Here is a 14,990-nt window from a genome sequence, read left to right as displayed (position 1 = left end):
ATTGAGGTGCGCTCATGAGTGCAGAGTTGTTGTTGAATGTAACTCCGAGTGAGAGTCGCGTGGCGATGATAGAGGGTGGGGTCCTGCAGGAAATCCATATCGAACGGGATGCAAAACGCGGCATCGTCGGAAATATTTATAAAGGAAAAGTGAGTCGGGTATTGCCCGGTATGCAGGCTGCGTTTGTTGATATTGGTCTGGATAAGGCCGCTTTTCTGCATGCTTCGGATATTGTTCCCCACACTGAATGTGTGGCGGAAAATGAAAAGCAACAGTTTCAGGTACGCGATATCTCTGAACTTGTCCGTCAGGGACAAGATATCGTAGTACAGGTTGTCAAAGATCCGCTCGGTACTAAAGGCGCTCGCCTGACAACGGATATCACGCTACCTTCCCGTTATCTGGTCTTTATGCCCGGTGCCAGTCATGTCGGTGTTTCCCAACGGATTGAAAGTGAATGCGAAAGAGAGCGTCTCAAGAATATCGTCGCTAATTATTGTGATGAATTGGGGGGCTTTATTATCCGCACTGCCGCAGAAGGTGCCGATGAGAAAGAACTCTCTCAGGATGCCGCTTTTCTCAAGCGCTTGTGGAGCAAGATCATGGAGCGGCGGGCAAAGTATAAAACGCGGACTACCCTTTATGGCGAACTTGGGCTGTCACAGCGTATCCTCAGAGATTTCGTCGGGACCGATTTAACCAAAATTTTGGTGGACTCGCGTCTGGAGTTTGAAAATCTCAAAGAATTCACATCTGAATACGTGCCTGAACTGACCGATAAACTGGTGTTGTATGAAGGCGATAAACCCATTTTTGATATGTATGATACAGAGAATGAAATCCAGCGTTCTCTGGAGCGTAAGGTTGAGCTGAAATCAGGTGGCTATCTGATCATCGACCAAACGGAAGCTATGACTACCATCGATATCAATACCGGGGCATTTGTCGGCCGCCGTAATCTGGAAGAGACAATTTTCAACACCAATATTGAAGCCACCCAAGCGATCGCCCGTCAACTTCGACTGCGTAATCTGGGGGGCATTATTATTATTGATTTTATTGATATGGTCTCGGAAGAACACCGGACCCGCGTGCTGGCCTCATTAGAAACGGCACTGAGTAAAGATCGTGTCAAAACCAATATCAATGGTTTTACCCATTTGGGATTGGTGGAGATGACACGCAAGAGAACGCGAGAAAGTATTGAACATGTGTTGTGTTCTACTTGTCCAACATGTGAAGGGCGTGGACAAGTCAAAACTGTTGAAACCGTTTGTTTTGAAATTTTGCGTGAAATTACCCGGGTGAACCGGGCTTATGATGCAGATAAATTCGTCGTTTATGCTTCGCCGGCCGTTGCTGATTCTTTACAGGGTGATGAATCTCATGCGTTGGCAGAGCTTGAGGTCTTTATTGGCAAACAGGTGCGGATTCAAGCGGAACATTTGTATGTCCAAGAACAGTTTGATGTTGTCATGATGTGACTTAACTGAGTAGGGTATAGTGCGTTTTATAGTTTCTCGTCTTGTACGGACATTACTATGGCTTTTATTAAGCCTGTTGGTTTTGCTTGCGATTCTGATTTCAGCTTTGAGAGTTGCTTTACCTCATATGAATCAGTATCAGATTCCAATGACCGAATGGATGAACAGTCAGGCTGAAATTCAGTTTTCTGTGAAGGATATACAAGGATTTTGGCGTAATCGTCACCCTTCTCTTTCTCTGACGGGGTTTCAAGCGCATTTACCCGATACATCGAATATTCATTTTGCAGCTGATCGGGTCGATATTGAATTCGACCTATTTAAATCACTGCTGCAATGGCAGCCCGTGATTGCCAATTTAGTCATTCACCAGTCGAAGCTGGATGTCAGTTCGGTTGATTTGTTTCAACAACAGTCGCTTAATGACTCCCGTGACCGGGACGAGCAAGAAAAAATACAGCTGGAAACCATTCGTCATCTGGATAATATTTTTCTGCGTCAGCTCGATGATTTTTCGATTCTGAACTCGACCATTCGTTATCGCTCGATTTCTGGTGATATCCGGCAACTGGAAATTGCCAGACTGAAATGGCAGAACAACGGCCACCGCCATCAGGCCCAAGGCGTGGTGAGTGTCACCAATACCGGTATTAACTCTCTTTCTGTTCGTGCAGACTTTGAGGATTTTGACTCATTCCATGATATTTCCGGCCAGTTTTATGTCAGTTCGGACAATATTAGCATTGGTCCGTGGCTGACTCAGTATCTGAAAAAAGAGACCGGCATTCATAGTGGCCAGGTTAGTTTCAATGGCTGGTTGACGCTCGAACACAATACCCCGAAAGATGGTTATGTACAGGTCCGTCCTTCCGATCTGTTCTGGTCGGATCTATCCAATAAACATTCAGACTCAGCTCCGGGTAAACAGCACCGTTTGCATATGCAGGAAGGGACTTTTCGACTGATTCCGAAGCAAGACGGCATGGTGATTCAAGCTCAGTCGGTGGTATTACAAACGGATGAGACGCAGTGGCCGGAACTCAACTTTTTGATGAAATGGCAGCCTGATCACTGGCTGATGAATATCGGTGAGATCAACATTGGTTCATTAGTGCCGCTGATCAAACGGATGCCTTTGTCCAAGCAACTGCAAGGCATGTTGGTACAACTGAAACCACAAGGCACATTACATGATATTCGCTTAGCCGGTGACATGCAGGGTATCCGACAATATTCTGCGCAACTGTCCGAAGGGGCAATTCAGCAGTGGTCTTTGTTGCCGGAAGTTCACCATCTTCAGGCGAGCATCCGTGGCAATACCGATAAAGCAGTGATTCGGGCCAATCTGGATGATGACACTCTTCCTTACGGTGATGTATTTCAGGCACCGCTGATTATCCAAAAAGGTCAGGTCAATTTAGTCTGGCAGTCTACTGCTGACGGTTGGTCATTATGGTCAGATCATGTGGCCGTACGCACGCCTGATTTACAGACCGTCGGTCAATTTAAACTGGATTTTTTCCATGATCAGAGTCCGTTACTGTCACTGTATACTGAAGTCGATCTCTTTCAGGCCGGAGAAACATGGCGTTATTTGCCGGTCCGTGCATTAGGAGATGAATTGACAGATTATTTGTCAACTGCGATTCAGGGGGGGGAAGTAAAGACTGCGAAGATACTGTGGTACGGGCGTCTGAACGATTTTCCTTATCAGCGTCATGACGGTATTTTTCAGGCTTGGGTCGGGTTAAAAAATGCCCGGTTCAGTTATGATACTGCATGGCCACCTTTAACTGATTTACAAGTGAATCTGCTGTTTCAGAATGAATCAATGTATCTGGATTCGAAACAGGCGCATCTGATGGATGTGAATGCGTTACGCATTACCGGACGGATTCCGGTTTTGATCGATTCGGGACATATTGAAATTGAAGCGAAAGCGGAAGCTCAAGGGAACGCATTACGTGATTTTATGACATCGACCCCGTTGGTTAATTCGGTCGGTGCCGCATTAACAACCGTACAGGTGAACGGCAAGATCCAGTCTGAGTTTCAGCTTAATATTCCTTTTGAAAGCCACCGAGAGCCGAGAGCGTGGGGATGGGCAGACCTAAAGAACAATCGAGTTGATATTCAGTCCCCCTCACTTGATTTACGTAAAGTGTCCGGTCGGATTCGTTTTGACAATGATGTCGTTACTGCGTCAGCGTTGCAGGGGGAAATGTTAGGTCAACCGGTCTCATGGAGTTTTCAAGGAGAAAGCGGCAGCAAAGGATACAATGTTCATATTGATACGGTCGGCGATTGGGAAGTCACGCCTTTGGCATCTTATGTCGGTCAAAAATGGATTGCACCACTCTCCGGCCATGCACCGTGGGAAATGGGCGTTGATATTCAGCTCAATGATATCGGTTTCTCTTATCAGGCAAACCTAGACACAGATTTGCAAGCGATTGCCAGTCAATATCCTTATCCATTAAATAAAAAGGTTCAGGAACAAGGGAAAGCCGTATTACAGATTTCTGGCAATCAGGAAACGATCAGTGCCCGGATTCAGGTACCTCATGCCAAGTATCAGACGGAAATCGATGTAACACAATCCGAACCGGTGCTCACGGCAACTAACCTGATTTTTGGTAACGGGAGCTTTAAAGTGAGTCCGATTGTCGGACATTCAGCCACAATCCGCCTGAATCATTTCGATCTCGATCAATGGATTGCATTGCTGACCAAAGAAGAGGCCCCCTCCGGTGCACCGAAAAGCAGTGCCAATCAAGCGATGTCAATGCCACAGTTGCCGATACCGGATCATATCGAAATGCAAGTGAAAGATCTGACGCTGGCGACATTGGAATGGCACGATGTGGATTTTCTTGCCCGACATAAAAGTTTTGGCTGGCGGATGAATGTCCAGAGTCAAGAAGTTCAAGGGAAAGCCAATTATATTGCCCCTTATGATTTGAGTGTGGCTTTGGATCAACTTCATCTCTATATCCCCGCGTTGGAAAAGCGGAAAGAGCACGATTCGTTATTTATTGATGAGTCTCGTCAGAATGAGCGCCGCATTACCAATTTTGATCGTCAGTTTCATCAGTTGATGCCAAACCTGACATTGGTGATCCAAGACTTTTGGTTTCAGGGATATAAAGTCGGTCGTTTGAACATGGATTTCCAGCGACAGGGGAAAGAGCTGTCATGGAAGAATATTGATATCGTCAGCGGGAGTAATGAAATTCATGTCAATGGTCAGTGGACACTGGATGGGAAACAGTCCCATACTGTGCTAAACATGGATTTGAAAGGTGATAACAATAGTGATCTGATGGAGCGTTTCGGAATCACTTCGGGGATTCAGAATGCACCATTCTCGATCAAGACGCAGATGGCATGGGATGGTGCGCCATGGGCTGCTCAGGTCGATACGCTCAAAGGTTCGGTCAGCTCAAAACTTGGTAAAGGCAGTATCTCCGATGTCAGTGGTGCGGCACGTTTTCTGGGATTGTTTAGTTTAGATTCCATTATTCGTAAAATGCAGCTCGATTTCAGTGATGTTTTTGATCAGGGAATGGCGTTTAACTCAATTAAAGGAAGCGGAGAAATATCACAGGGTGTGTTCGTGACCAATAATATTGAGATGGATGCCTTAGCCGGCAATATGACCATTAAAGGTATCGTTGATCTGAATGCCAATAACATTGATGCGGAAGTTCATTTTGTGCCGGATATGACGTCTGGAATACCCGTCCTCAGTGCTTTTGCCGTCAACCCGGTGACAGGACTCTATGTGTTGGCTATCACAACGGTAATCTCCCCGGTGGTTGAGGTATTCACGGAAGTCAATTATGAAGTGAAAGGGCCGATTGATAATCCTGTCGTGAAAGAGATCTCCCGGAGTAAAGGTGAATTCAAACTACCGGAAAAATTACGCGAAGAAGCACAGCAACACAAACAAGGAGCGACCCAATGAGCCGAGTCGGTTTAATTCAGATGACATCCGGGCCTGATCCGGAGCACAATCTTCGATGGATTGAGTCACAGGTTGAAGCGTTATCTGCTCAGGGTGCTGAGTGGATTGTTACACCGGAAAATGCCATCGTTTTCGGTTCCAAACAAGACTATCATCGTCATGCCGAAGTTTTGGGCACAGGCCCTTTGCAGGATGCTTTTTGCCGAATTGCAAAAGCGTTTTCAGTCTGGCTTGTCATCGGTAGTTTCCCGGTGAAAACGCCACAGGGCGTGACAACCACTTTGCTGGTTTATTCCTCTGACGGTCAGCTTGTCACATCTTATGATAAGCTGCATATGTTTGACGTTGATGTTGCGGATGGACACCGACATTACCGCGAGTCGGATATCTTCCTTTCCGGCTCCGAAGTTCGGTTAGCGTCAACACCGTTTGGTGAGTTGGGGCTTTCGATTTGTTATGATGTACGTTTCCCTCATCTCTACTCCATGTTACGCCAGCAAGGTGCCCAGATTATCTTGGTTCCGGCCGCGTTTACCGCTGTGACCGGACGGGCTCACTGGGAGATACTCCTGAGAGCCCGAGCGATTGAAACCCAGTGTTGGGTGGTTGCTGTCAATCAGGGTGGTGTTCATGAGGGAGGTCGGGAGACTTGGGGACATTCGATGGTCATCAACCCTTGGGGAGAGATCGTGGCAAGTCTGGCGCAAACCGCAGCGACACTCGTCGCTGATATTGATCTTGATTTGTTAGCTCAGGTAAGAACCTCAATGCCGGTATTATCTCATACAAGATTTAGCAATCAGTTTTTGGAACAGAAGAGCGAATTATGACAATTGAACATATAGAAAAAGCACTGCTTCATCCGACCGGGCTTTCTGAACAATTTATTGAGCAAACGTTGTCGAATATGATGGCCCGGCAGATCGATTATGCGGATCTGTATTTTCAGTCCAGTTGGCATGAATCGCTGGTTCTGGAAGATGGGTTGATTAAAGACGGCTCTTTCAATATTGATCGGGGCGTTGGTGTCCGGGCGGTCAGTGGTGAAAAAACCGGGTTTGCATATTCGGATCAGCTCACTGAAGACGCTTTACAGCAGAGTGCGACAGCAGCGAGAGGGATCGCTCAGCAAGGCCAAAGCGGTCAACAGCGGATCCGGCCATTTTCCCGCAGAAATACTCAGGATTATTATGGCATGGATAATCCGCTTGATAGCTGGCAAAAGCAACAGAAGACTGAATTGCTGAAAGCATTGGATGCGTATATCCGTACCAAAGAACCGTTGATTCAGGAAGTGTCGATCAGCCTGAGTGGCGTCTATGAGCAAGTTTTGATTGCTGCCACTGATGGTACATATGCCGGCGATACCCGCCCGTTAGTCAGACTGTCAATCAGTGTATTGGCACAAAAAGGCGATCGGCGTGAAAAAGGCAGTGCCGGAGGCGGTGGCCGGGTCGGTTATGACTACTTTCTGACTGAGCGTGACGGTATGGCCGTCGCCTATGAATTTGCTGATGAAGCGATTCGACAAGCATTAGTCAATTTAGAAGCCATTGCTGCACCAGCGGGAACGATGCCGGTGGTTCTCGGGGCCGGTTGGCCGGGCGTGTTATTACATGAAGCTGTCGGTCATGGGCTTGAAGGCGATTTTAACCGCAAAGGATCGTCAGTATTTTCCGGTAAGATCGGGCAGAAGGTCACCTCGGATCTTTGTACCATCGTCGATGACGGCACATTAAAAGATCGCCGCGGATCATTGAATATTGATGATGAAGGGGTTCAGGGGCAGTATAATGTCCTGATCGAAAATGGCGTGCTGAAAGGCTATATGCAAGATAAGCTCAATGCTCGCCTGATGGGAATGGCACCGACCGGCAATGGTCGCCGGGAGTCTTATGCTCATCTGCCGATGCCACGGATGACCAATACCTATATGCTTCCCGGTCAGCATACACCGGAAGAAATTATTTCAACGGTTGAGAAAGGCGTGTATGCACCAAACTTTGGTGGGGGACAGGTGGATATTACCTCTGGAAAGTTTGTGTTTTCGGCATCTGAAGCCTATTTGATCGAAAACGGCAAAATCACACGCCCCATCAAAGGGGCAACATTGATCGGTTCCGGGATTGAAGCGATGCAACAAGTCTCGATGGTCGGCAATGATTTACAAATTGATAAAGGGGTTGGCGTGTGTGGTAAATCCGGACAAAGTTTACCGGTCGGTGTCGGACAGCCAACTCTCAAACTCGATGCAATTACTGTTGGTGGGACGGATTAATCATCAATATTTTTCAATATCAAGCTGGAGTATGAACATGTCCCATGAAGACGATTATGTTTCTGTTGAGTCGTTGATCGAACTACAGAAAGAAGATACCCGAGAAATTATTGCGGCACTCCTCGAAGATGGCAGTGACCCCGAAGCGCTGTATGAGATAGAACATCACCTGTTTGCGGAGACATTTGAGCAGCTTGAAAAAGCCGCTGTTGAAGCGTTTAAAATGGGCTTTGAGGTGTTGGAAGCCGAAGAAGTTGAAGATGAAGAAGACGGGCAAATGCTGTTTTGTTGTGATGCAACGATGCAGTCAGCCCTGAATGCTGAAGCCATTGATGAGCAGGCTGAAAAATTAATCCATCTGGCGGAGAAATTTGACATTATCTATGATGGTTGGGGGACGTATTACGAAGGGGAAGATGCCCTTTATCCTGACGACGATGAAGAAGATGATGAATAAGAAAGACGAATAAGAATGGAAAGCCAGCGAGTGATCGCTGGTTTTTTTATGTATTGTGATTACCCGCTGAGACATTAGCGAAGCCGTAAACCGTTTTCATCAAATAGCAGTGCCTTTTGCGGATCTACAGCAAACGCGACTAGCCTATGATTGGGGATAGCTTCGGTTTGGCGTGATTCAACGACAAACATATCTTCTTCGCCCACATTAAGGTAAAGATAATTGGTATGTCCAAGATGCTCGCTATAGGCCACAGGCACCTTAAATACTTGACTATCTGCGCCATCATTGATGTCGTCAATAATGTGTTCTGGTCGGAAACCAATCGAAATTTTCTGGCCTTCGTTCACGGGTGTTTCCAGACTAAAAATAAGGTGATCAAGCCCAAGAGCAGGGACGCGAACTTGTATTTGGCCTTGGTAGGCGTTGACCACTTCTGCCGGAAGTAAGTTTATTTTGGGTGAGCCAATAAATCCGGCGACAAATATATTGTTCGGGTTATGGTAGATCTCAAGTGGTGAGCCAACTTGTTCGATTTTTCCATCACGAAGCACGACAATGCGATCAGCTAACGTCATCGCTTCAAGCTGATCATGAGTCACATAGATCATGGTTGTCCCCAGAGATTCATGCAGTTTGGCTATCTCAATCCGCATTTGGAGACGTAGTTCTGCGTCAAGGTTAGAGAGTGGCTCGTCAAATAAGAAGATGTCAGGTTCGCGGATGATGGCTCGGCCAATCGCCACACGCTGTCTTTGACCTCCGGAAAGAGCTTTGGGGAGCCGGTCAAGCATTGGTTCAAGATGCAGCGTTTTTGCCACTTCAGCAACTTTTTGTTCAATTTCTGCTTTAGGTACTTTGGCCATTTCAAGCGGATAAGCGAGGTTATTACGGACTGACATATTGGGATATAGTGCGTATGACTGAAATACCATTGCAATGCCTCTATTCGCCGCCGGGGTATTCGTCATTTCTTTGCGACCAATCACTAGAGAGCCTTCGCTGATGTTTTCTAGTCCGGATATCATGCGTAATAAGGTTGATTTTCCGCATCCTGACGGGCCGACAAATACAATAAATTCGCCATCTTTGATTTTTAAGTCAACGCCGTGTATGACTTCCTGATTATCCCAGCTTTTTCTAATGCCGATAAGTTCAAGCTTTGCCATTTTCTGCCTTCCTATGCATTACAGTTCGCGGCCCATATAGATCGCGTTACTGCGAATGATATGAGTAAATCCTTGTTTTTTATAAAATTCACACACTTTTTCGTTTTGTAGGCTCACACCTAAATGAACTCCGGGGGCTTGCTTTTTCTGCAGGGCATCAACCACAGCACTGATGAGTTTACTTCCCCATCCGCCGCTTTGTACTTGAGGAAGTAAGTTAATGTGCAGGTGGGCAGGCCATTTTGATACGAGCTCTTGGGCGGCAACATGAGGATGACGAATCTGATTCAGTACCTTATTGTCAAATGGCTTTTGCTCTTCGCGATTCGCGTATGCCCGACGCAGGACCGGCCACCACTTATTTTCCAGAGTCTGTTCAAATTGCCGAGTATTTGAAGTCGCAACAGCGTAGCCGACCACTTGTTCATTACAGATTAGGACAAATGCTAATTCAGGTTCAAAACGGGCATAAGGCACCACATATAGTTGACCGGGGTAGTGAGGGTCGCTATAGACATCACTGGCATCATTACCTGCCTTAGCGGTTTTAAGACAAATTTGATAAAGGGCTTCTTCATCTTCTACGCGAGCCTGACGAATAAAACAGCGGGTAGACATTACAGAACTCCTTTTCTGTACTTTTCGAGTGAATATCAATCAACTTAATTCTCAGTAAATAATAAATAAAAGCATTAAGCAAGATTTAATTACGGATATGTAAAGTGCATTGTGGTGAAATTTTGTTCATTTTCAAACGGGTATTTCAAATGAAAAATTCTCTGGGAAGCGATATGATTTTAAGCGTTGAACTCTGATATGAAACCGAACTTATTTCTTTTGAATATTACAAAAAGTTTCAATTAACAATGGGTTATATGTATATTTAAAGGTGGTGCGCTTTTGTCGGGTATCGGGGGGAATGGCGATGCGGAGCAGGTGCTATAAATCGAACATTCACTTGGTTGATTGATAGTTTGACGTGACAACAATTTTGTTAACATTTTTGAAATAAAACTTTACTTTGTTTATAAAAAGAAGTAAGTCTATTCGTGGGTTAGGCGAAAACTTGTACAGGAAGTGAGGCTTGGTTCGTCTAGTGAAATGATGAGTTGTGTTATTGGAGATTCCACATGGATCGTAAATTCCCCTTTTTTAACCGTAAGAACATATGTGCGCTAATCACCCCAATTGTTATGTCAGGCTTGGCGTTTTCGACTCAAGCCAAAACGACTGTGGATACATGGGATATATATAACTACCCCAGTCAATCGGCTGTGATTCAAGACGCGATTAAAACCTTTAGCAAGCAGAATCCAGACATAACAGTTGAACGTTCGATCCACTCTTTTGCAGATATGCGTATTCCGCTAAAACTCGCACTGACTTCTGGTGATGGTCCTCAGGTTGCTCAGGTTAACCAAGGGGTTGGCGATATGGGCGCTCTGGTCAAGCAAAATTTGTTAGTACCGATGGACGATCTTGACAAAACTTACCACTGGACAGCCAGCTTCCCTGAATCGATTTTAAAACGTAATCGCTGGTCGAAAAGCGGCCAGTTTGGTGACGGCGAATTGTATGGCGTTGCCTGTCTGGGCGAAATGATAGGTTTGTATTATAACAAAGCTTTGCTTGATCAAGCCGGCCTTACCGTGCCAAAAACGATGGCTGAATTTGAAGCGGATATGGCTAAACTCAAAGCAAAAGGTATCGCTCCAATCATGCTTGGGTTACTTGATGGTAACGCTGGGCAACAAATGTTAAGTGCTATCTGGGAAAGCCAGATTGATGCCAGCAAACGTGAGTCTCTGGATAAGCTTATTTACGGCAAAGGCGGTACTTTTAAAAATGCAGCGCTTGAACATGCCGCTGAGTTGATGCAAAGCTGGCATAAAAAAGGTTACTTTTTCCCGGGTTTCCAAGGGATTGGTAAGGATGACGCAGCAACGTTATTTCAAAATGGTCAAGCGGCATTCTTCATCAGTGGTACTTGGTACTCCGGTCAATTTAAAGCGAACAAAGATATCCATTTTATTGGCATGCCTAAATTTGACGGCGTCGATAAACCTTTAATGGTCGGTGGCACGGATTTACCTTTTTCAATTACCTCTACCGCTAACACCGAACAGGCGCAACAAGCTGCTGCGAAGTTTATCGATTATCTTGTTTCAAGCGAAGTGGCAGCGAATTGGTTAAGCCACGGTTTCCTCCCAGCGGCTCAAGCGGATAAAGTCGTTTTACCAGCAGATAATCAATTACTTGGTGATATTTATACGGCTTGGGTCCAAGTGAACAAGGATAATGCACTGGGTCACTATGTTGACTGGTCTACGCCAAGTATGCTGGCTACGCTTAATGAAAATGTACAGATGTTAATGGCGGACAGAATTACCCCGCAGCAACTGTCGAATCATCTGGATGAAAATTACCAAAGCTATATGAAGTCTCTTCGCCAATAGTTTTTATCTCAGTGAGGCCGTAAGCGCATGGCGCTTACGGGCCAGCTCTTGTCGTACAGGGATTGTGACCATGCTCAACCGTTCTATTACAAGAAATGCGCTCTATATATTACCTTCATTGTTTATTTACTGCGTTTTTCTTTTATTTCCACTGATGACCTCACTGGGGGTTAGCGTGACAGAATGGGATGGCGGTAGCCATCCCGTGTATGTCGGTCTGCAAAATTTCATCGGGATTTTCAATGATCCGAAATTTTGGATAGCGATCGGTAACAACGTCAAACTGATGGGGTTTTATACCGTTATACCGATAGGCTTAGGGCTGATACTGTGTAGTTTTCTCAATGAATTGAAAAATAAAAAAGAGCTCACCATGATGAGAATTTTGTTTTTCATGCCTTATATTATGCCGATGGCAGTGCTGGGTGTGGTTTGGCGCTGGCTCTATAACCCGGCATTTGGGCCGATTGATCAATTTTTCAGATATATTGGTATGCCGTCAATGGCCAAAGCTTGGCTCGGGGATTTTGATTGGGCCCTTCCGGCGACTGGCTTTGTTGCGGTTTGGTATTTCTTTGGTTTTTGTTTAGTTCTTTTTATGTCGGGCATCCAACGGATGGATCCGTCAATTCACGAAGCATCAGAACTGGATGGTTCAACGCACTGGAAAAAATTCATTCGTATTACTTTGCCGGCATTGCTGCCAGAAGTCCGTGTTGCCTTGATTCTTACCGTTATTGCCAGTTTGAAAGCGTTTGATCTGATCTATGTGATGACCCAAGGTGGTCCGGGAACATCAACTTTAATTACGAATATGTATATGTACCAGCAGGGTTTTGATTTGCACCACTTTGGTTATGCTTCTGCCGTTGCCTTGGTCAGTATGGCGATTGTATTTGCGGTAAATGGATTTCTGCATTTTGTGCTTAGGGAGCGACATTAATGACCTCGAATAACCCCATGTTATCTCGCATGTTACTATGGTTTTTTGCCATTTTGACCATCGCACCGTTTTTATTGGTGCTATCGGCATCGTTTAAGTCTCAATCGGAAATGTTGCAAGGTTTTTTCTCTCTTCCAGAGCATTTTAGCTTTCACAATTATGTGTCTGCATGGCAGGAAGGACACTTTAAAACATATTTTGTGAACTCGCTTTTGATCGTATTTCCGGTTGTGATTGCCAGTATGGCGCTTGGTACTTTATCGGGGTTTGCATTCGCGTTTTTGAAGTTGCCCGGGAAGCCTTTTCTTGCTTTGTTGCTTGCACTTGGCATGGTCTTGCCTTCTGAGGCATTTATGATTCCGCTGTATCATGAAATGCACTGGCTCGGACTGATAAATACCCATTTAGCACTTATTTTGCCTCAGATCGCACTTTCAATTCCGTTTAGTACTTTGATGATAGCGACTGCGTTTACTCAAGTACCGAAAGAGCTCATTGAAGCTTCAGTTATGGATAACACGCCACGATTTACTATTTTGTGGAAAATTTTGTTGCCGGCTATTCGTCCGACCTTATTAACGTTAGGACTGTTGCTATTTATCTGGACTTGGAATGAGTTCCTCATCCCGTTGGTGTTAGTCAATAAGGAAGAATTACGAACACTACCGATTGGGATGATGTTTTTCCAGAACAGGAATACCATCAACATCCCTGTTCTGATGGCCGGTGCCATGATCGTTATTCTTCCGCTTATTGTTATATTTTTGATATTCCAGAGAAAATTCATTAGTGGTGTCACTGAGGGTGCGGTGAAATAATCTAGGAAGCAAAGAGAATTATCATGTATACCAATCTTAAAGATTTTCACCCAATTGCCGATGGGCATAACCTGAATACTGACGTATTTCGCCGGGCTATTGCAACGGTGAGTGCACAAGGCGGCGGTATCTTGTATGTGCCTCCGGGTCGCTATTTAAGTGGCAGTATTTGCTTAGAAAACAATGTGTCACTGTATTTAAGTGCTGGGGCCGAGTTAATTGCTTCTCCCAATTATAGCGACTTTGCTGCGGGGGCGAGTGAAGTCGTCGCGGAAGGGAGTTACTACGGTTTTATCTTTGCCAAAGGCAAGCAAAATGTCGGGCTCTTGGGGCAAGGGAAGATCAATGGTAACGCACCGGCTTATAACGCTGCAATAGCGGATGAACTTGGTTATCGTAAGCCACATGCCGAACGGCCTCGTACGGTTATTTTTGAAGAGTGTAGCGATGTAGTGATCGAGGATATCAGCATTGTTGATTCGCCAATGTGGACATTGCATATGGTCTCATGTGAGTACGGACGGATTGGTCATGTGAAGGTGAAAAATAGCTTTAAATACACCAATACCGATGCGATTGATTTAGATGGTTGCCGCCATTTTATCGTCAGTGGTTGTCAGTTGCACACTGCCGATGACGGCGTATGCCTTAAAACCAGTCGTAAAGCTGCTCGAATGGATCAGGCATGCGAAAATATTTTAGTCGAAAATTGCCTGATTCACTCGCATAGTTCTGCGTTGAAAATAGGCACCGAAAGTTTCAATGATTTCAACAATATCAAATTTAGCAACTGCATTATCAGTGACTCAAATCGAGGCTTAGCGTTGGTTTCTCGTGATGGCGGGGCGATTCGCAATATTAGCTTTGACAATATTTCAATTGAAACCAAGTTTACAGCGCCATGTCATTGGGGGAAAGCTGACTCTATCTATATCACCGCCAAAAGACGGCAGGCTGATCGCCCTTGTGGTGTCATTGAACATGTTGCTATGTCTAATATTACAATTCGTTCAGAAGGTGCGATTAACTTCCATGCCGAGCAGGCAGGGTTGGTTAAAGACATTCGTTTGTTTAACGTCTGCCAAGAGCAACTTGGGCATCATCACCCTGATCGTGGTACTTATGACGTTCGTCCGCCATGTAACCCTCATCAAAGTGACAATTCAGGGATGGACAATGCCTATACCATATTAGAAGGACAGACTCGTCCTTGGGGAGTTTGGCACTACCCAAATGGATTACCAGCCGTGTTTGCTCATAACATCAGTAAGACGGAGATCAGGTTAGAGTCTTGCTGTTTTACTCAGCAAGAAGGTGCAAGTTGGAATCCGGAAAAAATCGTCTTTGTTCATGATTTGGAGGGGGACGTCCAAATATAAGGTCAGTGTAGATAAAACAAAAGCCGCAGCTCAATGCTG

General features: G+C 45.4%; 11 protein-coding genes. 9 read left to right on the top strand and 2 right to left on the bottom strand.

All coding sequences use genetic code 11. From position 1 onward, the window contains the following. The first annotated feature begins 14 nt into the window (after positions 1-14). From rng to rraB, 5 genes are read left to right on the top strand one after another with little or no spacing between them, the layout of a single operon-like run. Positions 15-1,484: a ribonuclease G gene (gene rng / locus VRK_RS20335; RefSeq protein WP_059123323.1), complete on the top strand. Its 1,470-nt coding sequence runs from the start codon at positions 15-17 to the stop codon at positions 1,482-1,484. A 19-nt stretch (positions 1,485-1,503) separates the two neighbouring features. Then, complete coding sequence (locus tag VRK_RS20330) at positions 1,504-5,451, top strand: YhdP family protein (protein ID WP_059123322.1); 3,948 nt, start codon at positions 1,504-1,506, stop codon at positions 5,449-5,451. Beyond that, a complete protein-coding gene (locus VRK_RS20325; RefSeq protein ID WP_059123321.1) occupies positions 5,448-6,281 on the top strand; it encodes a carbon-nitrogen hydrolase family protein in 834 nt (277 codons plus the stop codon). Before VRK_RS20330 ends, VRK_RS20325 begins: the two co-directional genes overlap by 4 nt. After that, positions 6,278-7,729 (top strand): metalloprotease TldD, encoded by a 1,452-nt coding sequence (tldD, locus tag VRK_RS20320; RefSeq protein WP_059123320.1) that lies wholly within the window; start codon positions 6,278-6,280, stop codon positions 7,727-7,729. The genes VRK_RS20325 and tldD overlap by 4 nt, the downstream gene beginning before the upstream one ends. Before the next feature lie 37 nt (positions 7,730-7,766). Beyond that, a complete protein-coding gene (gene rraB, locus VRK_RS20315) occupies positions 7,767-8,186 on the top strand; it encodes a ribonuclease E inhibitor RraB (RefSeq protein ID WP_059123319.1) in 420 nt (139 codons plus the stop codon). 74 nt (positions 8,187-8,260) lie between these two features. Here rraB and VRK_RS20310 read toward each other — a convergent pair whose 3' ends face one another. Beyond that, complete coding sequence (locus VRK_RS20310) at positions 8,261-9,355, bottom strand: ABC transporter ATP-binding protein (protein WP_059123318.1); 1,095 nt, start codon at positions 9,353-9,355, stop codon at positions 8,261-8,263. Positions 9,356-9,373: 18 nt separating this feature from the next. Continuing rightward, positions 9,374-9,973, bottom strand: coding sequence for a GNAT family N-acetyltransferase (locus VRK_RS20305; RefSeq protein ID WP_059123317.1), 600 nt, complete (start codon positions 9,971-9,973; stop codon positions 9,374-9,376). A gap of 512 nt (positions 9,974-10,485) precedes the next feature. Between VRK_RS20305 and VRK_RS20300 the strand changes: the two genes are divergently transcribed. The 4 genes from VRK_RS20300 to VRK_RS20285 all read left to right on the top strand — a co-directional run bounded on the left by VRK_RS20300 (position 10,486) and on the right by VRK_RS20285 (position 14,951). Then, positions 10,486-11,811: an extracellular solute-binding protein gene (locus VRK_RS20300; RefSeq protein WP_059123316.1), complete on the top strand. Its 1,326-nt coding sequence runs from the start codon at positions 10,486-10,488 to the stop codon at positions 11,809-11,811. 70 nt (positions 11,812-11,881) lie between these two features. Continuing rightward, entirely contained in the window at positions 11,882-12,754 is an 873-nt protein-coding gene (locus VRK_RS20295; RefSeq protein ID WP_059123315.1) for a carbohydrate ABC transporter permease, read from the top strand. Continuing rightward, positions 12,754-13,572, top strand: coding sequence for a carbohydrate ABC transporter permease (locus VRK_RS20290; protein WP_059123314.1), 819 nt, complete (start codon positions 12,754-12,756; stop codon positions 13,570-13,572). Before VRK_RS20295 ends, VRK_RS20290 begins: the two co-directional genes overlap by 1 nt. 23 nt (positions 13,573-13,595) lie before the next feature. After that, positions 13,596-14,951 (top strand): glycoside hydrolase family 28 protein, encoded by a 1,356-nt coding sequence (locus VRK_RS20285; protein ID WP_059123313.1) that lies wholly within the window; start codon positions 13,596-13,598, stop codon positions 14,949-14,951. The last annotated feature ends 39 nt before the right edge of the window (positions 14,952-14,990 follow it).

Source organism: Vibrio sp. MEBiC08052 (genome assembly GCF_001506075.1).
In the GTDB taxonomy this organism is placed as follows: domain Bacteria; phylum Pseudomonadota; class Gammaproteobacteria; order Enterobacterales; family Vibrionaceae; genus Vibrio.
Note: the sequence above shows the minus strand (reverse complement) of the source record. Positions and strands in the feature narration are given on the sequence as shown.